This is a genomic window from Candidatus Margulisiibacteriota bacterium (assembly GCA_041650855.1).
Classification (GTDB): domain Bacteria; phylum Margulisbacteria; class WOR-1; order O2-12-FULL-45-9; family XYB2-FULL-48-7; genus JALOPZ01.
On record JBAZKJ010000002.1, the window covers coordinates 667293 to 688084 of the forward strand.

The 20792-nt window shown below is 62.1% G+C and carries 17 protein-coding genes; 1 reads left to right on the forward strand and 16 read right to left on the reverse strand.

What is annotated here, in order from left to right:
• Nucleotide 1: 1 nt before the first annotated feature.
• Genes WC529_08095 through WC529_08130 form a run of 8 tightly spaced genes read right to left on the reverse strand, consistent with a single transcriptional unit; the run spans nucleotide 2 to nucleotide 6141 of the window.
• Nucleotides 2-694, reverse strand: coding sequence for a lysophospholipid acyltransferase family protein (locus WC529_08095; protein ID MFA5114239.1), 693 nt, complete (start codon nucleotides 692-694; stop codon nucleotides 2-4).
• A gap of 35 nt (nucleotides 695-729) precedes the next feature.
• Entirely contained in the window at nucleotides 730-1635 is a 906-nt protein-coding gene (locus WC529_08100; GenBank protein ID MFA5114240.1) for a hypothetical protein, read from the reverse strand.
• 50 nt (nucleotides 1636-1685) lie between these two features.
• Complete coding sequence (locus WC529_08105; protein ID MFA5114241.1) at nucleotides 1686-2777, reverse strand: NDP-sugar synthase; 1092 nt, start codon at nucleotides 2775-2777, stop codon at nucleotides 1686-1688.
• On the reverse strand, nucleotides 2774-3205 hold the full coding sequence (gene rpiB / locus WC529_08110; GenBank protein MFA5114242.1) for a ribose 5-phosphate isomerase B: 432 nt from the start codon (nucleotides 3203-3205) through the stop codon (nucleotides 2774-2776). Before rpiB ends, WC529_08105 begins: the two co-directional genes overlap by 4 nt.
• Nucleotides 3202-3933 carry a pyridoxine 5'-phosphate synthase gene (locus WC529_08115; protein MFA5114243.1) on the reverse strand — a complete coding sequence of 244 codons (732 nt, stop codon included), beginning with the start codon at nucleotides 3931-3933 and terminating at the stop codon, nucleotides 3202-3204. Before WC529_08115 ends, rpiB begins: the two co-directional genes overlap by 4 nt.
• Nucleotides 3930-4406: a 2-C-methyl-D-erythritol 2,4-cyclodiphosphate synthase gene (gene ispF, locus WC529_08120; GenBank protein MFA5114244.1), complete on the reverse strand. Its 477-nt coding sequence runs from the start codon at nucleotides 4404-4406 to the stop codon at nucleotides 3930-3932. The genes WC529_08115 and ispF overlap by 4 nt, the downstream gene beginning before the upstream one ends.
• A 2-nt stretch (nucleotides 4407-4408) precedes the next feature.
• Nucleotides 4409-5005, reverse strand: a complete 597-nt coding sequence (locus WC529_08125; GenBank protein ID MFA5114245.1) for a YdcF family protein — start codon at nucleotides 5003-5005, stop codon at nucleotides 4409-4411.
• Nucleotides 5002-6141, reverse strand: coding sequence for an NAD(P)/FAD-dependent oxidoreductase (locus WC529_08130; GenBank protein ID MFA5114246.1), 1140 nt, complete (start codon nucleotides 6139-6141; stop codon nucleotides 5002-5004). Before WC529_08130 ends, WC529_08125 begins: the two co-directional genes overlap by 4 nt.
• Before the next feature lie 89 nt (nucleotides 6142-6230).
• Here WC529_08130 and WC529_08135 point away from each other — a divergent pair, with 89 nt between their 5' ends.
• Nucleotides 6231-8651, forward strand: a complete 2421-nt coding sequence (locus tag WC529_08135; protein MFA5114247.1) for a FlgD immunoglobulin-like domain containing protein — start codon at nucleotides 6231-6233, stop codon at nucleotides 8649-8651.
• On the opposite strand, the gene WC529_08140 is transcribed toward WC529_08135, so the two are convergent.
• Genes WC529_08140 through secA form a run of 8 tightly spaced genes read right to left on the reverse strand, consistent with a single transcriptional unit; the run spans nucleotide 8648 to nucleotide 20788 of the window.
• Nucleotides 8648-10042: a sugar transferase gene (locus WC529_08140; GenBank protein MFA5114248.1), complete on the reverse strand. Its 1395-nt coding sequence runs from the start codon at nucleotides 10040-10042 to the stop codon at nucleotides 8648-8650. The two genes, WC529_08135 and WC529_08140, sit on opposite strands and share 4 nt — an antisense overlap.
• A complete protein-coding gene (locus WC529_08145; GenBank protein MFA5114249.1) occupies nucleotides 10039-12246 on the reverse strand; it encodes an O-antigen ligase family protein in 2208 nt (735 codons plus the stop codon). Before WC529_08145 ends, WC529_08140 begins: the two co-directional genes overlap by 4 nt.
• The gene (locus WC529_08150) at nucleotides 12221-13321 is read right to left on the reverse strand and encodes a glycosyltransferase (protein MFA5114250.1); all 1101 of its coding nucleotides are present in this window, start codon (nucleotides 13319-13321) and stop codon (nucleotides 12221-12223) included. The genes WC529_08145 and WC529_08150 overlap by 26 nt, the downstream gene beginning before the upstream one ends.
• Complete coding sequence (gene rfbD / locus WC529_08155) at nucleotides 13318-14187, reverse strand: dTDP-4-dehydrorhamnose reductase (protein MFA5114251.1); 870 nt, start codon at nucleotides 14185-14187, stop codon at nucleotides 13318-13320. The genes WC529_08150 and rfbD overlap by 4 nt, the downstream gene beginning before the upstream one ends.
• Nucleotides 14184-15293 carry a polysaccharide pyruvyl transferase CsaB gene (gene csaB, locus WC529_08160; protein ID MFA5114252.1) on the reverse strand — a complete coding sequence of 370 codons (1110 nt, stop codon included), beginning with the start codon at nucleotides 15291-15293 and terminating at the stop codon, nucleotides 14184-14186. The genes rfbD and csaB overlap by 4 nt, the downstream gene beginning before the upstream one ends.
• Nucleotides 15290-17215, reverse strand: a complete 1926-nt coding sequence (locus WC529_08165) for a DUF5693 family protein (GenBank protein ID MFA5114253.1) — start codon at nucleotides 17213-17215, stop codon at nucleotides 15290-15292. The genes csaB and WC529_08165 overlap by 4 nt, the downstream gene beginning before the upstream one ends.
• Nucleotides 17205-18302, reverse strand: a complete 1098-nt coding sequence (prfB, locus tag WC529_08170; protein ID MFA5114254.1) for a peptide chain release factor 2 — start codon at nucleotides 18300-18302, stop codon at nucleotides 17205-17207. Before prfB ends, WC529_08165 begins: the two co-directional genes overlap by 11 nt.
• Nucleotides 18284-20788: a preprotein translocase subunit SecA gene (gene secA / locus WC529_08175; protein ID MFA5114255.1), complete on the reverse strand. Its 2505-nt coding sequence runs from the start codon at nucleotides 20786-20788 to the stop codon at nucleotides 18284-18286. The genes prfB and secA overlap by 19 nt, the downstream gene beginning before the upstream one ends.
• Nucleotides 20789-20792: the final 4 nt, after the last annotated feature.

Below are 20792 nucleotides of genomic sequence, written 5' to 3' on the forward strand. Positions count from 1 at the left end.
TCTATCCTCCCTCCATTAATTGCTCGAACCGGCGCTGCAGCTCCGCCGCCCCGTCCGCGGCCCGCGGCGGCAGCGGTTTGCCGATCCTGATCGTCGTCTTACCGGGGGTGACGAAAAGTCCCCGCGATAACAGGGCGCCGCCCGGCTGCTCAACGACGAACGGAACGATCGTGGCGCCGGCGGCGGCGGCCGTCCTGACCAGGTCGTCGTCATATTCTATCTTATCAGCCGCGCCGAGTCGCCGCAGCTGTTTGGGAAATACCAGGAGGTTCTGTCCGTCGGCCAAAGCGTCGCGCAGGCCGATCAGGAAAGCGACGTCGGTCGTCCGGCGCCGGTAGGTCAGACAGCCGGCCGTTTTAATGACCCGGCCAAGGAAGGGCAAGCCGGTCAACCCGTCATCGGCGACCAGGACCAGCTTGAGCGGCAGGTAAGCGATCAGGTACATTGGTTCCAGCAGTCCCGGGTGGTTGCCGGCCAGGATCAGGCGGCCGTGCCGGGGGATGTTCTCGCGGCCGCGGATCTCCACCCGGATAAAGCTGAGCGGGATCAGGAACCGGAGAAAAGCGGCCAGGCAAGCGTAAAAACCGCGCTCCCCCCGGGGGCCGAACGGCTTAAAAACAAAAGAAAGCGCGGCCAGGACCACTATCCCGACCTGGAACAGGACAAAAAAATAGGCTGTCAGCACGAAGCTCATGTCGAGGGGATTATAGCAAATGGGCGGGGACGGTGCTACTCGCTGGCGAGCGCCGCGACCTTCGTCGGCTGGTTTTCCAGGGTGATGATCGAGACCGACCAGTAATGGATCGGGCTGGTCTTGTTCAGGTAAGCGTAGTCGATGCCGAACCCGCCGAGCGAAATGCCCAGTCCGGTCGTGGTGCAATCCTTGCCGCGGCCGGCCCGCAGAGCCAGGCCCTTGACCGGGGCCCATTCACAGCCGATCTCCTCGCCTTCCACCGCCCAGGTCAGTTTGTCGTCGAACAACCGGCCGGAGACGCCGGCCAGGACGGTCGAGTTCTTCTGCTCGATGGTCGAAAGCCCGGCGATCAGGGAATTATCGTTATTGAACAAGTTCTGCAGCGACAGGCCGAGCGACAGGTCGCGGGTCGGCTTAAAAATCGTGGCCAGGTCGATATCGACGTTGGAGCCGCCGTCGCGGGAAAGGCCGGTCGAGACGCCGATCTTCCGGCTGGAGAACTTGACGTTCATCCCGATCGACAGGACGCCGAGGTTTTCCGGGACGCGCATCGCCTGGTTCAATTCCCGGGCGGCGGTCAGGTAAAGCGTCTGGGTGGTGTATTTGACCGCGCTGTCGCTGTCCCAGGCGGCGGTGCTCAGGTCGGAAGCGATCGGGTCGGTCGAACCGACGTAACCGACGCCGAGGGTGCCGAACGGGGTATTCTCCACGCCGCCGATCAGGGTGTATTCCCGCCCCTGCTGGACCCGGGTGGAAACCAGGACCGACTCGCGGCGAATGGCCGAGATGCCAGCCGGGTTAATAAAGATCGCGTTAACGTCATCGGAGAGGCCGACGAAAGCGCCACCCATCCCCATCGGCCGGGCGCCGAGGTTTTCCTGCGCGCAGGCGGCGGACACTAACATTACTAATAGGAGCAGACCGACGCTTGTTTTGTTCATTTCACTACTACTATCGGTCGCAGAGGGCTAAAACTTGTATTAAATATTAACTAATAAATAGAGTCCGGCTGGACGCGGCTCTGGGAGGGAACGACCCGGCCGGCGCCAACGACGACCCGGTTCGCCATGACCGTCCCCTCGCCCACCACCGCCGCCTTGCCCAGGTGGGAGAAAGAACCGATCACCGCGCCGGTGACCCGCGCCTCCTTGCTGACCACCACGTCGGGCCAGAGGACCGAACCGGTGATCGCGGCGCCGTCGCCGATCACGCACTTGTCGCCGATGACCGAATCCTTGATGTAGACGTCGCGGCCGATCCGGCAGCGGTCGCCGATGATGACCGACCCCTCGAACCGGCTGCTCGGGTCGATCTGCTCCCGCTCGCCAAGCCAGGTCGCCGAGGCGACCTTGCGGCCCGGGATGTTGATGTGCAGGGCGCCGCTCATGGCGTCATAATTGGACTGGATGTATTTTTCCAGCCCGCCGACGTCGTTCCAGTATTCGACCATCTCGTAACCGTACAGCGCCGCCCGCTCCGCGGCCAGGCGCGGGAACAGTTGTTTGCCAAAATCGTAAAAACCGTCCGGGATCAGGTCAAGGATCCCCGGCTCGAACACGTAGATCCCGGTGTTGGCCAGGTCGCTCAGGGCGACCGCCGGGTCCGGCTTTTCCTGGAACCCGGTAATCCGGCCGGAGTCGTCGTGCATTACCACGCCGAATTCCCGCACGTCGTTGACCCGGGCCAGAGCGATGGTCGCCAGCGCCTTTTTCTCCCGGTGATATTCCAGGCAGCGCGTTAGGTTGATGCTGGTCAGCGCGTCGGACGAAAGGACGATAAAGGTCTCTTGCGCGCCGCTGATCTGCGCCATTTTCCGCACTCCGCCGGCGGTGCCGAGCAGCTCTTCCTCAAAGGAATAATCGAGGCTGACGCCGAAGGCGTGCCCGTCGCCGAAGTAATTCTCGATCTGCTCCGGGTAATAGTGGATGTTGGCGACGATCTCGGTGAAACCGTGCTTTTTGAGCAGTTCGATGTTGTGCTGCATCGTCGGCAGGTTGACGATCGGCACCATCGGCTTGGGGACCGCCAGGGTCAGCGGTTCCAGCCGGGTCCCGTAACCGGCGGCCAGGATGAACGCTTTCATCGGTCGATCTTTTTCAGCCTCCGGAGGTGGCGGGGATCGCCGGAGAACGGCGTCGCCAGCCAGAGCGCGGCGATCTTCAGGGCTTTGGCCGGAGCGAGCCGCCGACCCGCCAGGCACAGGACGTTGCTGTCCCCGTGTTCCCGGCTCTGCCGCGCGGTATACAGGTCGTTGACGTTGACCGCCCGCACCCCTTTGACCCGGTTGGCGGTGATCGAGACGCCGACCCCCGAACCGCAGATCAGGATCCCGCGGTCAAAGCGCTTTTTGGCGACCGCCCGGGCGACCGGGTAAGCGAAATCGGGATAATCGCAAGACTCCTCGGAATAAGTGCCGAAATCCTTGATCGTGATCCGCTTTTTCTTTAAAAAAGCGAGCACTTTCTGCTTTAACGCGTAACCAGCGTGGTCCGAACCGATCGCGATCTTCACTTGATTGCCTCCTTCATCTCTTTCGTCGCCCGCTCCAGGCCGACCAGCAAGCTCCGGGCAATAATGGCAAAACCGATGTTCAGCTCTTCCATCCCCGGTATTTTGGCGATCGCGCCGGCATTCTCATAATCGAGGCCGTGTCCGGCGTTGACCCGCAGGCCGATCAGCCGCGCCTGCTGGGCGGCAACGCCGACTTTTTCCAGCTCACGGGCGACCGAAAGCTTTTTCCCTTTGACGTATGACGCCCGGGCGTATTTACCGGTGTGCAGCTCGACAAAATCGGCCAGCAAAACGGCCGCTTCCGCGACCTGGTCGTAGTCCGGGTCGATAAATAAGCTGACTTTGATCCCCTTATCCTGTAATTTCCGGATAATATTCCTTAGTTTCGAATTTCGATTTTCGTTTTTCGATTTTAGGTCGAGTCCGCCTTCTGTTGTAACTTCGCGGCGTTTTTCCGGCACAATAGTCACCATGTCGGGCTTGATCTTGAGGGCGATCCTCGTCATTTCGTCGGTAGCCGCCATTTCCAGGTCCAACCGGGCCGGCAACTGCCGGAGCCGGGCCACGTCGTCGTCCTTGATGTGCCGGCGGTCTTCGCGCAGGTGGCAAACTATGCCGTCGGCGCCGCCGGCCAGCGCCGCCTTAGCCGCGGTCACCGGGTCGGGAAAATGCTCCTGGCGCGCTTCGCGCAGGGTGGCGATGTGGTCGATGTTGACGCCGAGTCTCATAGCTCTTTGTGGATGAGGCAGATCGCGTACGCCTTGATCCCTTTTTTCGTCCCGGTAAAGCCGAGGCCTTCCTCGGTCTTCCCCTTGACGTTAACGCTCTCCGGCGGGATATCCAGCGTCCCGGCGATCGTCCGCCTCATTTGCTCGATGTACGGGGCGAAGCGCGGCTCTTCCGCCACGATGGTGGAATCGATATTGTTGACCGAATAACCGCGGCTGGCGACCAGTTCCTTGACGAAAGCCAGCAGTTTGAGGCTGGAAACGTTCTTGAAGTTCGGGTCGCCGGGCGGGAAATGCCGCCCGATATCGCCCTCGCCCAGGGCGCCGATCAGCGCGTCGATGATCGCGTGCAGCAGGACGTCGGCGTCGGACCAGCCGAGCAGCCCCTGGGGATGCGGGATTTCCACTCCGCCGACGATCAACGGGCGCCCTTTTTGGAACTTATGGACATCGTAACCGAAACCGATCTTCATTTTCAGTAGCCTCGCAAAAAGTATATCACATTGGCGGCGTACTCCCAAACGACCGCCGTCATGTCCTCGTAGCGCGTCCACCATTTGTCCGGGTTAAACACGCTCTGCCGGACCGGATAAGAAATGACCCTGATCCCTTCGGGGGCGAAAACCTTTTTGAAGACGATCGACGCCCGGCGGCTATGGTAGGGCGAAGTGACCAGGATGACCGTGCGGCAGCCGAATTGCTTGGCCAGCGGCAGGCAGAGCAGCGCGTCGTCCAGCGTGGAGAGCGACCGGTCCTGCTGGGCGATCGCGCCGGCCGGCACTCCCGATTCGACCGCCTGTTTTTTCATCCACTGGGCGTTGGTCAGGTGCCAGGCGAGCGGCCCGCCCGACATGAGGAGGCGCGGCGCGTAGCCCGCCTGGTACAGGGTGACCGCCTCGGCCACCCGTTCGCCGTTGTTGTCGCCCCCCAGGACGATGATCAGGTCGGCGCGGTCCAAACTGTCGCGCGCGTAAAGATAGTCGGCCATAAAAGTAAAAATGTACGGCCGGGCCAGGTAAAAAGCGATGGAAACCAGCAGCAGGCAGAGGAGAAAACCGGCCAGGCGCTTCATCGGGGAAGCCGGAAAAGCGAGCGGAACAGGAACTTCGGGTTCCTGGCCATCCCCATCAGCAGCGCGCCGATCGTCGGATAGGTCCGCGGATTGGACGCCAGGCTCCAGATCACCGATGAATGGTTCTCAAAGTCGCCGATCTGTTCGATCAGCTTGGCGTTGTCCTTGACGTATTCGAACAGTTTTTTCAGGACGTCGTCCCCCATATTCTCTAAAATATTCCGGAGCAGCAGGCAGATCTTGATCTCCTGCCCGAATTCCTCCGCCCAGCGGACCGGGTACTGCGCCAGGTCGCCTTCGCGGACGGCGTCGACCAGCAGTTCGGACGCTTTCAGGCCGTAATAGATCCCGCCGGAGGTGATCGGTTTGATCTGGCAGGCGGCGTCGCCGGCCAGCAGCGCGTTCCCCTTGACCAGCTCGCAGGTGCCGATCGGGATCGCGCCGGCGTTCTTCTCGATGATCTCGCCGGTTAAATGGTTTTTCTCCATGAAGCGGTTAACCTCTTGGTACGGATTGTTGCTGATCGTGCCGATTCGCGCTACCCCGTTCCCCTCGGGGATCAGCCAGGTAAAGAGCGAGAACGGCTTGACGTAATCGACCTGCACCGCGTCCAGCCTTTCCGGGGTCATTTTGACCCGGTACTGGTAGCCGCGGTACAGCTTCATGTCGGAACTGAAACCGAGCGCTTTCCGCACCCGGGAATTCGGCCCGTCGGCGCCGATCACCAGGTCGGCAAAATATTCCCCGTTATTGGTCTTCAGGAAATAACCTTCCTTGATCGGGTGAATGTCCTGCAGCTGGGTATTGAACTCGATCTCCAGCTTGGCGCTCAATTCCTGGTCGAAGTGGGCGCGGTCGACGATGTAGGCGACCGTCTGGCGGTGGAGATCAAAAGCGGCGCCGTTATAACTGACGCGGGCGCCGTTGATCGTGTTGACGATCGAGCGGCGGGAGAGCGGCAGGCGGAGTTCTTCGAACAGCCCCTTGCCGACGATACCGGCGCAGGAGACCGGCCGGCCGACCTCCTGGTGCTCCTCCAGCAGCAGCGGATTAAAACCGTAATGCTTGAGCAGCTGAGCGATATAGCAGCCGATCGGGCCGGCTCCGACAATGATGATCTTGGCGTTCTTTTTCATTCCTGGAGCGCTAATTATAGCTTATTTACGCCGGCCAGTACATCCCCGCACCATTGCGGTCCGGGGATAAAGAATGGTAAAATCCCCTTGTGCGACAAGCCTTCAGCCTCTGCTTTGCGCTGCTTTTTGCCGGAACGGCCCTGGCCGGGCCCCGGCTGACCGCCGGTTCGTCCGGCACGCTCTACCAGTTCTGGCTGGAACCGTCCGGGGAATCCCAGGCCCTATATTACAGCCGCTCCGGCGATCAGGGGATCAATTATTCCCCCGCCCGCCTGCTTAAGCAGCTGCCGGCGGGAACGACCGGTTGCGACCTGAAGATCGCCGGGGAAAACGAGCTCTATCTGGCCTACGGCGTTTCGGGCGAAGCGTGGTTCACCAGCTCAACGGATAACGGGCGGACCTTCGGCCCGGCGCAGCTGATCACCAGCGAAGCGCTCGGTAGCCCGGCGGTCGCGGTGGACGGGGCCGGCGCCGTTTCTTGCCTGTTCCTCCGGCCGGACCGGGCGCGCGGCCTGTCCGAGCTTTGCTACCTCGCCGGGCTATCTCAGGAACCGGTGGTCATCGAACAGAGCGCCGATGAGCTCGGCGCGGCGCGGCTCTTCACCTCCCCCTGGGGAGCGCTCGCCGTCTGGCAGAAGCAATACCGCGACCGGGCCGAAACTTTTCTCGCCCTTACCCTGGACGGCGGCCGGCATTTTAATGCGCCCCGCCGGATCAATCCCGAAAAACCGATCGAACTGCTCTATTATCTCGGCGGTAAATGGCGGTACCGCGCCGCGCCGCCCGACCCGCTCAGCCGCGAGCTCGAGCCGGCGCCCGTCGTCTCGCCGCAACTGCTCGCGCCGGCCGCCGGCGCGCTGGTCAACACCCCGACCCTGGAGGTCCGTTACCGCTTGCCGGCCGCCGAGCCGGCCATCGACAAGATCGAGCTCTCCTGGCAAAAGACCTTCCCGGCCGATAAGACTTGGAGCTTCGAACGTTTCGATCTCCCCGGCACCGGCGAAACTTCTTATGTCGTGCCGGTCGATCTGCCGGACGGGGATTATTACATCCGGCTGACCGCTTTCGACGGCCTGGTCTCCAGCCCGGCTACCGACCCGCTCGCTTTCCGGCTCGACCGCCAGGCGCCGGCCATCACCCTTCTCTCCCCGGCGGCCGCCACCAGCGAAGCGCGCAATATCGTGATCGACGGCAAATTGAACGAAAAGGCCCGCCTCACGCTCAACGGTCAACCGGTGACCGTGGAAGCGGGCGGCCGGTTCCGTCTCCCCTATCAGCTGGCGCCGGGCGACAACCGGCTGAGCTTCACCGCCACGGACGAAGCGGGCAACACCGCCGCGCTGGCGGTAAATTGCGCCTACAGTTCCCTGAAGCCGGCGCTGACGATCAAAAAGCCGCACGCCGCGGAATGGTTCAAGCCCGATTCCGCGGTCCTCTTTGCCGTCACCGTCTTTGACCTGCAGGACGATATCGAGGACGAGAGCGAAGCCGAGATCGAGATCGAGGGCAAAATCCTGGACGACCGGCTCGTTTATGACCGGGCGGAACGGGACCTGTCCGGTTTTATCAAGCTGCCTTCCGGCCTGGCCGACGGTAAAATCGCCGCCCGGATCAGGCTGCGCGACCTGGCCGGGAACCTGGCCGAGGAAGAGGTCACTATCAATATCGACCGGACCGCGCCGGCCCTGGACCTGGCCAGCGGCGAAGCTTCTTACAGCAGCGCGGCCAGCCTGGTCCGGCTCCCGTTCAGCGACGCGGGCGCCGGTCTGGATCCGGCCGCCACGCTCATCACTTTTCCCGGCGTCTCTTTTGAGGCGATCAGCTCGGCCGAGTCGCTCTATCTGCGGCCGGTCAGAGCCTTGGCGCCCGGCAGTTACGAGGTCACCGTCACGCCGCGCGACCGGATCGGCAACAGCGGCCCGGCCGCCGCTTTTCCGCTGGTCGTCGACGACCAGGCGCCGGAGCTGCTGATCACCGGCAGCAGCGAGAGCCAAGGCCGCTGCCGGCTGGAAGCCAGGGTCAGCGACGCCTATCCGGGAAGCGTCAACATTTACAATAACGGCAAGCTGGCCGATTCGTTCCGCCTGAACGGGCCCCTCTTTGTCCGGGAGATCGCTCTGACCTCGGGGAGCAACGACCTCCGGATCGAGGCGCTCGACAAGGCAGGCAATAGCACGTCAAGCTCGCTCTCGGTCACCGCCTCCGCCCTCAGCGGCTCGGCCACGGTGGCCCGTCTGGGGAACGCGCCCAATCCGTTCACGCCGGCCAGCGGCCCGATGCTGTTCACTTACACCTTGAACGCGCCGGCCGACCTGAAATTCTACATCTTTGACCTGAGCGGCACGCTGATCTGGCAAAAAACGGCGCTGGGCGCGGTGAGCGGCAACCTGGCGTGGGACGGGCGCGATCATTTCGGGGGGGCGGTCGTCCGCGGGGTCTATCCTTACACGGTGCAGGCGAACTCCGGCGGAGCGGTCGAGCTCCACCGCGGCAAGATCATCGTCTACTAAAAAGCGCCGTTACCGGTCAGGGTGACCGGCACGGTCCGCAGCAATATTTTCAGGTCCTGCCAGAGCGACCAGTTCTCGATGTAATAGATATCCAGCCTGACCATGTCCTCGAACGGCAGATGCGACCGGCCCGACACCTGCCAGAGCCCGGTGATCCCCGGCCGGGTCCGGAGGCGCTTGAGATGCCACGGATTATATTTGACGACCTCGCGCGGCAGCGGCGGCCGCGGGCCGACCAGGCTCATCTGCCCCAGCAGCACGTTGAGCAATTGCGGCAGTTCGTCGATGCTGTAGCGCCGCATGAAGCGGCCGAGCGGCGTGACGCGCGGATCGTTCTTCATCTTGAAGATGTGCCCTGCGACCTCGGAAAGCGGTTCCAGCTGCGGGAACAGCTTGTCGGCGTCCCGGACCATGGAGCGGAACTTGTACATCGGGAAGGTCTGGCCGTCGAGCCCGACCCGCTCCTGGCCGAAGAAGACCGGCCCGGGCGAGGTCAGTTTAACCAAAGCGGCAAAGACCAAAAGGAGCGGCGAGATCGCGATCAGGCCGAGGCTGGAGCAAATGATATCCATCGTTCTTTTCGCCGCCGCGTTAAAGCCTTTCAGGCGGATCTCCGACACGGTCAGGAGCGGCACGCCGGCGATCTCGTCGACGTCGACGCGGCTGGCGATCAATTCCAATATGCCCGGCACGATCTTGAATTCGCAGCCGTACCGCTCGCATTCGGTGATGATATCGAGCACTTTTTCCGCCGGGATCTTGGAGCTGGCGATCAGGACCTCGGCGATCTTTTCCCGCGGGATGATCATCCGGGCATCCCGCAGCACGCCCAGGACGGGGACGCCGTTGTAACTTTGCCCCTGTTTCTGCCGGTCATCGTCCAAGAAACCGGCTACCCGGTAACCGAGGCCCCTATCCCGCAGCAGCTTGGCGGCCAGGGTTTGTCCCATTTCGCCCGCCCCCAGCACCAGCGTGTTCTTCTGTCCCCGGCCGGCGGACCGCAGCAGCCTGACGCCGCTCACCAGCAGGACCCGGAAAAGGGCGAGCAGCAGGAAAGCGATCCACCAGGCGTTGAACACGACCAGGCGGGAGAACCAGAGCTCGCGGTATAAAAAGAGGAAACCGACCAGGACCAGCGAAGAGACGGAAACGCCGATGAACAGGAGCGCGATCTCGTCGACCAGCGCCGTGAACTTCTTGTTCTCGTACAGGCCGATCAGCTTGTTGATCGCCAGCCAAACGATCACGACAAAGACCAGCGTATTGAAGTAGCGTTCGAAGATCGGGATCGACGACGGGCTTAAGAAAAGCATGACCCGGAAACGGACGAAGTAAGCCAGGATAAAAGCAACGACGATCAGGGCGGCGTCCGCGCTCGCTTTGAAGATCATTTCAGCCTTTCGCGCGCCTTAAAGAGGTCGAGGTTGTCGGGGAACCGGAGCGACGCTTCGTTCACCAGCCGGCGGGTGATTTCCAGGCGACCCAGCTGCCGGTCCAGGCTTTCCATTTTCTGCAGCGGGCCGATCAGCGTCGGGTTAACGTAAAAAGCCTTTTCGTACATCTGCGCCGCTGCCAGCCGTTTACCTTCCTGCTCCAGCAATCCCCCCCGCGTTTCGTAGACCTCGGAATAGTAGGGGTCGATCTTCAAGGCAGTTTCCACGTTCTGCCACGCTTTTTCCCGCGCGCCGGGGACTCCCCGCTCCGCCTGCGTCACGTAAACGCGCGCCAGCATGTAGAAATTATCGGCGTTGAACGGGTCGACTTGCGTGCCGTAGAGCAAATATTTGACCGCCTCGTCAAGCTGCCCCATGTTCAGATAGACGATGCTCAGGTGGGAAATGGTCGTCCCTTCGTAGGGCATCAGCGCCAGCGACCGTTTAAAGTCGTCGGCCGCGGCCGGCAGCTGCCGCATCTCCAGGAAGGTCTTGCCCGATTTGAAGTAGATATCGGTCTTGAAAGAAATGAAAGATACGTATATCAAACCGAGCGCGGCCAACAAGACCAGCGCGACCGGCAACCACGGCAGGTCCAGCCAGGCGATCGGCCGGTTATCGGGCGCTTCGTCGCGTCCTACCACCACGACCATCCCCCAGATGACCCAGAAGAGCGACGTGATCGCGACGACGCCGAAACTGAACTGGTTCTGGATCAGGTAAGCCAGGGCAGCCGCCAGCAAACCGGCCATCAGCAGCCGTTCGGGGTCGCTGAGCCGGCCCAGTTTGCGCAGCCCGGTCCCAAAGACCAGGCCGATGATCAGGAGATACAGCGCGAACGAGATCAGGCCTTTGGTCACCGGCACGTCAAAAGTTTCATTATGGCTCCGGTCCTGCTTGACGTGGAACCCTTCTTTGAAGCGGAAAAGATCGGTCTCGTACCGGGGGAACACCATTTTCAGCACTTCCGGCCCGACACCAAAGACCGGATTGTCGGCAATGATGCCGAAAGCGCTCTTCCAGGTCTCGCCGCGCGAACCGGCCGCCCCTTTCAGCTCCAGCTTGCTGGTCACATCGCCCTGACCGGCCGTTTCCTGCTTGGACGAGATCTCGCCGGCGAACCGCTCGAACGGCGAATATTCCGGGCGGAGCATGGTAAAGAGCGAAACCGCCGCGATGACCAGGCCAAGCGCCCCCAGTTCCCGCCAATTGCGGAACAGCCAGCGCCGCCCCGCCACCAGGCAGAACAGGACGCCGCCGGTAAAGAAACCCATATAACCGCCGCGGCTCTGCGTGTAAAGAAGGCAAATATAGATCAAGACCAGCGAAAAACCCCAGAGCAGGTCGAGCAGCAGCGGCTGAAGTTTTTCATGATTGTAAGCGAAGAGGAGCGCGGCGGCCGTGGCCAGGCCGAATCCGCCGTACCAGACCAGGACGTCGCCGGCCTGCAGCGTGAACAGCATGGTCACGAAGACCGTCTGGGCGGCCAGGAAATAGCCGAGCGGCACCAGCTGAGTGGTCCAGTCGCTGTCCGGCAGCGGCTTCTTCTCTTCCAGATAGAGAAAGAGCCCGAGGAAAAACGCCATCAGGATATAAGCGGCCAGGAAGTTCGGCTGGCCGATCGTCCCGATCACCCGCTGCCAGGTGACCACGCCGCCCCACATGTACGGATCGAGCTCCTGCCGCTGGATCACGCCGTAGACCGACATCATCACCGCGGACTGGACGACCGCGATGACCAGCCGTTTGAGCCGCTCCGGCGAACCGGCGAAATTGGTCGTTAAAAAGAACAGCACGCCGAACAGGTACCAGGTGGTCAATCCCTCAAAGCGGCCGTAAAAACCGGTGAAGCTGGTATAAACGTGGATCGAGGTCAGCGTCGCGATCGTCGTGGTCAGGAGAAAAGTCACGACCGGCCAGTCGAGCGGCGTGCGGACGAAGCGGTGCTCTTTCAGGACCAGCAGTTTGATCGACCAGAGACCGAGCGCGATCGTCACGAACACCCGGAGCCAGGCGACCTTCGTGCCGGAAAAAACAATGCCCAACCGCCGGTCAAAGATCACCGGGACCAGGAAAACGATGACCAGCAGGGCGATCTCGATCAGCTGGTCAAAACTGACGCCGGCAAAAGGCTGTTTAACTTTGGCGGAATTTTTCTTCATATTTTTCCTTGAGCAACCCGGCGATCTTCCGCTGGAAGACCGCTTTGCTGAAGCCCAGGGCGTGTTCCCTGAGCCGTTTCTTGTCAAAATTCAGGAAGCGGAACCGCTGCAGCGCTTCACCAAGCGCCCGGGGCGTTTGCGGAGAAAAGAACAACCCCGTTTCCCCCTCGACTACCGTCTCCAGCGCTCCGCCCGCCCGCAACGCGATCACCGGCCGTCCCGCAGCCATCGCTTCCAGCGGCGCGATCCCGAAATCCTCTTCGCCGGTAAAGACCAGCGCCCGGCAGCCGGCCAGCTGCTCGGCGACCGCGAAATCGGACAGGCGGCCGAGGAACCGCGTGTTCGGCCCGGCGCGGCGCTCCAGCGCCCGGCGGGCCGGCCCGTCGCCAATGATCCGCAGCGGCATGTCCGCTGCGCGAAAGGCGTCGAGCGCGACGTCGAGCCGTTTGTAGGCGCTGAGCCGGGAAATGATCAGAAAATAATCGCCGTCGCTTATGCCCGGCCGGAAAAAATCGGTCTCGACCGGCGGATTTATTATAACAGATTCGCGTCCGTAAATCTTGCGGATCCGGCCGGCCACGGTCGCCGAATTGGCGATGAACTGGTCGACGCCAGCGCTGTTCTTCAGGTCCCACTCCTTGAGCGGCTCCAGCAGGAACGGCAGCCATTGTTTGACCAGCTCCGGCAGCTCTTCCCGCCGGACATAGTCGTCGTAGCGCCAGACAAAGCGCATCGGCGTGTGGCAGTAGCAAATATGTAACTGGCCGGGCTGCTTTTTCACCCCTTTGGCGTAGGCGGAGCTCGAAGAGAGGATCACGTCATAGCCGGAGAGGTCGAACTGTTCGAAGGCCAGCGGGTATAAAAGAAAATACGACTTGAACCAGCGGCCGGCCAAAGGGAGGTGCTGCATCCAGGAAGTCCTGATATCCATCCGGCGGAAACTTTCCGGCAGTTTATTCGCGTCGTAGATCGAGGTGTAGATCGGCGCTGCCGGGTAAAGCTCGTGCAAGGCGGTGATCACCCGCTCCGCCCCGCCGAACTGGGTCAGGAAGTCGTGGACGATCGCGAGCTTCATCGGATCCGGCCCTTTTCCGTCAAATAGGCTTTGAGCGCGTCCGGCCACGGCCGCAGCTCGCTCAAGCCCGCCGCCTGTAACTTAACGCTCGCCAGCACGGAGTTCGCCGGCCTGTTCGCCTTAGCTCCCAGCTCCTGCCGGCCGATCCGCTCGGGTGCCAGCTCTGAGCCGAGCAATTCCAGGACCTTGTCGCCGAACACGTACCAGGAACATTGCCCCTGGTTCACCAGATGGTAAAGCCCGTACCGGTCGGTCTTCAGCAATTGGCAGAGCTTTTCCGCCAGATCGCAGGTGTAGGTCGGCGAGACATATTCGTCGTCGACGATCAGCGGTTTCTCCTGCCGATCCGCCTGGCGGATGATCGCTTCCACGAAATTGCCGCCCCCCTTGCCCAGGCAGCCGGCGATCCCGTAGAGCCCGGCGGAACGGACGATAAAGTATTTCCGCAAGGTTTTTTTGACCCATTCTTCTCCGGCTAGCTTGGTCCGGCCATAGACGGAATTCGGCGCGGGAGGATCGTCTTCCGTGTATGGTTGACCGACCGGCTTGGTCCCGTCAAAGACATAATCGGTCGAGATCTGGACCATGGTGGCGTCAATTTCCCGGCAAGCCTCGGCGACGTTCTGCGCGCCGGTCTCATTGACCGCTTTGGCCGCGGCCTGGTCCGTTTCGGCCGCGTCAACCGCGGTATACGCCGCCGTGTTGATCACTGCGCCCGGCCGGAGGGTTTTTAGGAGTTGAACGGTCTTCGCCCGATCGGTGATGTCGAGCTCTTTTACGGTCAGGGGGATCAGCTCCGCCTGGGGAATGACCCGGCAGAGGTCGTAACCGAGCTGGCCGTCCGCGCCGATCACCGCGATCTTCACGCGCCGCTCCTCCCGTTGCCGGAAAACTTCTCGAAGAACAGGGTGAAGTTCTTTGCCGCTGCTTCCTTGAGCCGGTCGCGCTGCCGGGCCAGGTCGCGCCGGATGTTCGCGCTGGCCGCCGCCACCTGGTCGACCAGTCCGTTCATTTTTTCCACTTCGCCCAGATCGAGGCACGGCTGGCCGATCGCCGCCATGAACGCCTTGACCTTGGGATCGTAGGCCAGGCCGAGCAGCGGCACCGTGTTCAGCGCCGCGAAGATCAGCGCGTGCAGCCGCATCCCGATGACCAGCGCGAAGCTTGGGAACAGCGCCAGCATCTCGTCGGGCCGGCAGATCCGGAAGATTATATTGCTCTTCCGCTCCATCAGGGCGATCACCCTGTTCGCCTGCTTCAGGTCTTCCGGACATTGGAAAAGCAGGAAGACCGGCTGCAAACCGTGGTTTTGGCTCAGGTGGTCAAGGTTCTCGGCCAGCACCTGGAAAACGCGCTCCTCGGTCGCCGGCTCGTGCGGCACGCTCCGGATGGCGACGCCGACCAGCGGCCGGTCGAAAATGACCCCTTCCAGCGCCAGCACCCGCCGCCCCTCGCCCTGGCTTCGCAACTCCAGGAGCGCGGTCGGATCGGCCGTGACAAAGCGCGGCGGCCGCCGGATCCCGCACTTTTCCAGCTCGGCCAGCGAATCGTCATCGCGCAGGGTGATCAGGTCGACCCGGTTCAGGACGAGCTTTGCCAGCCAGCGGTTGAGCGGCCGGCGGAGCGGGCCGAACCCCTGGGCAAAGACCATGACTTTTTTCCGCGCGAGTTTCGCCAGCACGATGACGAAGAGGTAATACCACAAGCTGCGCCGGCTGGTCGCGTCCTGGAAAAGCGTGCCGCCGCCGCTCAGGAGGACGTCAGTTTGCCGCAACGCCCGCCAGAGCGCGAAAAAGCGAAAACGGGGAAACGCTTTGACCTTATAAAATTCGGCGGTGAGCCGGGGCGTAGCCGAGAGGACCGTGACTGCGGGCGCCGGGTCGTGCCGCGCCAGGCCGAGCACGATCGCCTCCAGGACCGCTTCGTCGCCGACATTGCCGAACCCGTAATAACCGGAGATCAGGACTTTCATTTTTCCGCCTTGACGTACTTATTGGCGACCAGGCAAACCACCAGGCCGACGACCAGGCCGAGGGCCAGCGCGTTGCCGGTCCGGGCCAGCGAGATGATGAGCGGCGTGTGGATATGGGAAAAAGTGTTAAAGACCGAGGTCGAGGCAACCGCGCCGGCCGTCGCCGCCAGCCAGAGCCAGGTCCGGTTCCCCCGGAAGTAGCAAAGCGCCGCCAGCATCAGCGCCGGATATCCGATCAGGAACTCCTTGGTCCGCGGCCGGACGTACATGACGACCTCCAGCCAGTTGCGGAAATATTTTTCCGCGCCCGGGACCGGCAGGATAAAGTTACCGGAGCGGGCGACCAGTACCGCCAGGGCGGCCAGCAAGAGCAGGCCCAGGCCGAGCACCAGCAGGCTGACTTTGGTCGAAAGGATCCGGCCGATCCTTTCCAGCATCGTGCCGGCGCCCGGTTTGAGCAGGAAATAGGCGGCCACGATCAGGAGCGGCAGGACCAGCGACAATTTTACCGCCGGGAAGAGCTCTATGCCGCTGATAAAGCGGGAATCCGCCAGCAGGCCGACCATCAGGAAAATCCCCAGGCTGGTCTCCAGCACGACGTTGATCGTTTTCAGCCCCGCCGTAACGAGCCAGTTGCCCCGCCCCCGGCTCGCGCCGGAAAAAGTGGCGATCACCGCGTAGGACGGAAAAACCAGGGAAGCCAGGAAAGCCAGCCCTTTTTGCATGGCCAGCAGTTGGCCGGTCTGCTCGCCGAGCGACAGCGCCTCCACTCCCCCCAGCAGCAGGACGAGCATCAGCCAGAGCGGCAGGCTCACGAAACAATCGACCAGGAAAAGGGTGCCGATCAACACGCCGGCGCCGAGCAGGACAACCTGCCAGCCTTGCGGCGCCAGTGCGCGCCCGCTCTCCGCCGGACCGAGCACGAACCCCGCCTCGCGCAGCCGGCTGGTCAGCTCCCGAAAATAATGCAAATTATACTCGACCGGGAAAGCGTCGACTTGCGGCGGCAGGAACGGCCGGAGATAGATCAGCCGCACGCTCCGCTCCCGGGCAGCCCGGACGAACCGGTCGAGCGCCTCCGCCTTGTCGATCTTCGCCAGCTCGTCTTTCGGCACGCTGTGGACGCGGACGACCGCGTCGGCCATCAGCTTTTTCAGCTGCTGGTCGCCGTCCTGTTTGACGATCTCCACGTAACCGTATTTGACCTGGCTCTGCTTGAGCGCCGCGGCCAGCGCCGGCAGCGCGGCGGGATAGCCGAGGATCTCTTCACCGTCAAAAATGACCAGGCCGTAAGGCCGGAGCGCTTCGATCTTGGGGGCGATATTCCCCAGGTGATACCGGGGATCGTTCCAGACCCGGGGAACGATCTTGAACCCTTGCCTGGTCAGGTATTGCCGCTGCGTTTCGGAAATGCCCAGGCCCAGCAGGCGCAGGTCTTCCTCCAGTTCGTCCACTTCCAGCACGTCGCGGCCGATAAAGCGGACCGCTTTGCCGCCGAGCGCCCAGATCAGCTGGCTGGCCACCCTTTTGCGGACCTGGTCGTCCGGCGCGTAGATGTAGGTCTGGTCCGGCTTGATCTTGCCCGCCTCGGCCAGGCCGGCTAACGGCAACGGCAGGTTCTTCAACCGGAGCAAGCCCGACCCTTTGGCGTAATACAGTTCGCCGATCGCGTTCGCGTCGGGCAAGGTCTCCTCAAAGACCCCGAGCTCGGTGATCCCCATTTTCCTGATCTCCGGCAGGACCGCGCCGAGCGATTTTTTCTCGTAGGCGGCCATCTTCTTCAGGTCGTTCAGGTCGACGACCAGTTCCACTTGGCGGCCGCTGCTTTCCGCCGTAAAGCGCATCAAGCCCAAATAGGCGCCGAGCAGCACCGCCGCGGTCAGGACCAGCACCAGGATCCCCCGTCCGATCTTATCGATCATCCCTTTTCACTCCTCTCAGCGACGCTTCGATCAGCGCGTCCAGGTCGCCGTCGATCACCCGCTGGACGTCGCCGACGTCGACGCCGGTCCGGTGGTCCTTGACCATGGTGTACGGCTGGAAAACGTAGGAACGGATCTGGCTCCCCCACTCGATCTTTTTCTTTTCGCCGCGCAGCTCCTCGATCTTCTCTTTCTGCTGGGCCAGCATCATCTCGTAAAGCTTGGCCTTGAGCAGCCGCATGGCGATATCGCGGTTAACGTGCTGGGAGCGGTCGCTCTGGCTCTGGGTAACGATCCCGGTCGGCAGGTGGGTGATCCTGATCGCCGAGCTGACCTTGTTGACGTTCTGGCCGCCGGGGCCGGACGCGCGGTAGGTGTCGACCCGCAGGTCGCTCGGGTTGATCTCCACCTTGATGTCTTCGGTGATCTCGGGGATGACTTCGACGGAAGCGAAGGAAGTGTGCCGCTTCCCTTCCGACGAGAACGGGGAGATGCGGACCAGGCGGTGGATCCCCGACTCGTGCTTCAGGTAGCCGTAAGCGTAAGGGCCGGAGATGATCATGGTAACGCTTTTTAAGCCGGCTTCTTCGCCATAGGACATTTCGGGGATCTCGACGCTGAAGCCTTTACTCTCTGCCCACCGGCTGTACATCCGGAGCAGGATCTGCGCCCAATCCTGGGCGTCGGTCCCGCCCGCGCCGGCGTTGATCGCCAGGATGCAGTTATTGGCGTCGTACTCGCCCGCCATCAGCGTGGCGATCTCCAGCTCGTCGGCCTTCTTGTGCAATTCCTTAAGCTCCGCGGCCAGCTGCTCCACGTCTTCCTGGCCGGCCATGTCGGCCAGCTCGTTCAGGTCGGCGACCCCGCTCTTCAGCGCCGCCCAGGTCAAAAGCTCTTTTTCCAGGTTCTTTTTCTCCTGCAGCACGCTCTTCGCTTTTCCCTGGTCGCTCCAGAGGTTGGGATCGGCGGCCTGGCGGTCGAGCGCTTCCAGCCGCTGGCGCTTTTTGTCCAGGTCGAGGATCTGTTCGATCTCCGCGCCGCGCGCTTTGAGGGCGCCGACCTTCTCTTTTAGCTCTTCAGGCAGCATTTCTTGTATTTTTTACCGGAACCGCACGGGCAAGGATCGTTGCGGCCGACGGTGACCGCCGCTTTGAGCGGGGCAGGATTCGCCCCTTTGGCCGGCGCGCCGTAGCTGACGATCTTCTTCTTCGGCGCCGCTTCTTCTTCTCCTTCGCCCAGCTCCACCTTGAGGATCATCCCGATGATCTGTTCGCGGACGCCGGTCATCATCTCCTGGAACATCCCGTACCCTTCGATCTTATATTCGATCAGCGGGTCCCGTCCCCCGTAACCCCGCAAACCGATCCCTTCTTGCAAGACATCCATGTTGTGCAGCTGTTCGATCCAGGCGGTGTCGATCACCCGCAGCATCACCAGTTTCTCGACCTGGCGCATCGCTTCGGGGGTCAGCGCCGCTTCCCGGTCGGCATAGGCCTGTTTCAAGATATTTAAGATCGCCGCTTTGACCGCTTCCAGCTTGGGCGTCTCTTTCAGTTTCTCCAAACCGATGATCGGGATCGTGTCGTTGACCGCCTGGAACAACCCTGCCCAATCCCACTCCTCCGGCTGGACCTTTTCCGGCAGGTAGGCGCCGGCCCAATCGCCGACCGTCTGCTCCATCATTTCCAGGATCTTCTCTTTCAGCTCTTTCCCTTCCAGGATCCGGCGGCGGAGCGCGTAGATCGTCTCGCGCTGCTTGTTCATGACGTCGTCGAACTCCAGCACCTGTTTGCGGATGCCGAAATGATATTCCTCGACCTTCTTCTGGGCGTTCTCGATCGCCCGGGAGATCAGGCCGTGCTCGATCGGCGTGTCTTCGTCCACGCCGAGGCGGTCCATCATCCCGGAGACGCGCTGCGAGCCGAACATCCGCATCAGGTCGTCCTCGAGCGAAACGTAGAAACGGGTCGAGCCGGGATCGCCCTGCCGGCCGGCGCGGCCGCGCAGCTGGTTGTCGATCCGCCGGCTTTCGTGCCGCTCGGTGCCGATAATGTGCAGGCCGCCCAGGTCGGTCACGCCGGCGCCGAGGACGATGTCGGTGCCGCGGCCGGCCATGTTGGTCGAGATCGTCACCATGCCGCCCTGACCGGCCTTGGCGACGATCTCCGCCTCGCGTTCGTGCTGCTTGGCGTTAAGGACGTGGTGCGGGATGCCGCGGCGCTGCAGCATTTCGGAGAGGAGCTCGGAGTTCTCGATCGAGATAGTGCCGACCAGGACCGGCCGCTGTTTTTTATACCAGTCGGCAACCTCGTTGACGACCGCCCGGAACTTGGCCCGCGTGTTTTTGTAGACCAGGTCGGCCAGGTCCTGCCGGATCATCTTTTTATGGGAGGGAACGGTCAGCACTTCCAGCTTGTAGATCTTCCAGAATTCCCCTTCCTCGGTCTTGGCGGTCCCAGTCATCCCGGCCAGTTTATTAAATAACCGGAAATAGTTCTGGAAGGTGATCGTCGCCAGAGTTTGCGACTCTTCCTGGACCTCCACCCCTTCCTTGGCCTCGATCGCCTGGTGCAACCCTTCGGAATAGCGGCGGCCGATCATCAGCCGGCCGGTGAACTCGTCGACGATGATGATCTCGCCCTCTTTGACGACGTAATCGACGTTCTTTTCGAAACAGTGCCAGGCGCGGAGCGACTGGTTGATCTGGTGCGCCAGGTCGATATGGGCGATGTCGAACAGGTAATCGAGGTTCAGCATTTTTTCGGCTTTTTTGATGCCGTGCTCGGTCAAGACCGCGTTCTTGGTCTTTTCCTCGATGGTGAAGTCGGTGCTCCGGTTCAGCTTCTTGACCAGTTCGTTGGCCTTGAGGAAGGTGGCGACCGTCCCCTCGACCATGCCGGAAATGATCAGCGGGGTCCGCGCCTCGTCGATCAGGATGCTGTCCACCTCGTCGACGATCGCGTAATGCAGCTCGCGCTGGACGCACTCCTGCAGCGAAAGGGCCATGTTGTCGCGCAGGTAATCGAACCCGAACTCGTTGTTGGTGCCGTAAGTGATGTCGGCGGCGTAGGCGGCGCGGCGCTCCGGCGGCTCCATCCAGTGCTGGACCACGCCGACCGTCAGGCCGAGCGCCTGGTAGATCGGCCCCATCCATTCGCTGTCGCGCTTGGCCAGGTAATCGTTAACGGTGACGACGTGCGCCCCGTGGCCCGCCAGGGCGTTGAGGTAGACCGGCAGCGTGGCGACCAGGGTCTTACCTTCGCCGGTCTTCATCTCGGCGATCTTCCCTTCGTGCAAAATAATGCCGCCGATCAGCTGGACGTCGAAATGGCGGAGGCCGGTCGTCCGGCACGAAGCCTCGCGGACCGCCGCGAACGCTTCGGGGAGAAGGTCATCGAGCGTCTTACCCGACGCTAACGCGGCCCGGAACTCGGCGGTCTTGTTCCGCAGCGCTTCGTCGGACAATTGCTTGAACTGCGGCTCCAGGTCATTGATCTTCTGGACGAGGGGTTTATAGGAGTCTATCTTCCTCTCATCGGCGGCACCGATAAGTTTAGACAACCAGCCGAACATCTGC

Bases quoted from the DNA above. Each gene is read 5' to 3' on its own strand.
- ispF (MFA5114244.1), bottom strand. From the start codon at position 4,406: ATGAAGATCGGTTTCGGTTACGATGTCCATAAGTTCCAAAAAGGGCGC.
- secA (MFA5114255.1), bottom strand. From the start codon at position 20,788: ATGTTCGGCTGGTTGTCTAAACTTATCGGTGCCGCCGATGAGAGGAAG.
- WC529_08150 (MFA5114250.1), bottom strand. From the start codon at position 13,321: ATGAAGCTCGCGATCGTCCACGACTTCCTGACCCAGTTCGGCGGGGCG.
- csaB (MFA5114252.1), bottom strand. From the start codon at position 15,293: ATGAAAGTCCTGATCTCCGGTTATTACGGGTTCGGCAATGTCGGCGAC.
- WC529_08125 (MFA5114245.1), bottom strand. From the start codon at position 5,005: ATGAAGCGCCTGGCCGGTTTTCTCCTCTGCCTGCTGCTGGTTTCCATC.
- WC529_08105 (MFA5114241.1), bottom strand. From the start codon at position 2,777: ATGAAAGCGTTCATCCTGGCCGCCGGTTACGGGACCCGGCTGGAACCG.
- WC529_08100 (MFA5114240.1), bottom strand. From the start codon at position 1,635: ATGAACAAAACAAGCGTCGGTCTGCTCCTATTAGTAATGTTAGTGTCC.
- WC529_08115 (MFA5114243.1), bottom strand. From the start codon at position 3,933: ATGAGACTCGGCGTCAACATCGACCACATCGCCACCCTGCGCGAAGCG.
- WC529_08140 (MFA5114248.1), bottom strand. From the start codon at position 10,042: ATGATCTTCAAAGCGAGCGCGGACGCCGCCCTGATCGTCGTTGCTTTT.
- WC529_08145 (MFA5114249.1), bottom strand. From the start codon at position 12,246: ATGAAGAAAAATTCCGCCAAAGTTAAACAGCCTTTTGCCGGCGTCAGT.
- WC529_08095 (MFA5114239.1), bottom strand. From the start codon at position 694: ATGAGCTTCGTGCTGACAGCCTATTTTTTTGTCCTGTTCCAGGTCGGG.
- prfB (MFA5114254.1), bottom strand. From the start codon at position 18,302: ATGCTGCCTGAAGAGCTAAAAGAGAAGGTCGGCGCCCTCAAAGCGCGC.
- WC529_08165 (MFA5114253.1), bottom strand. From the start codon at position 17,215: ATGATCGATAAGATCGGACGGGGGATCCTGGTGCTGGTCCTGACCGCG.
- WC529_08130 (MFA5114246.1), bottom strand. From the start codon at position 6,141: ATGAAAAAGAACGCCAAGATCATCATTGTCGGAGCCGGCCCGATCGGC.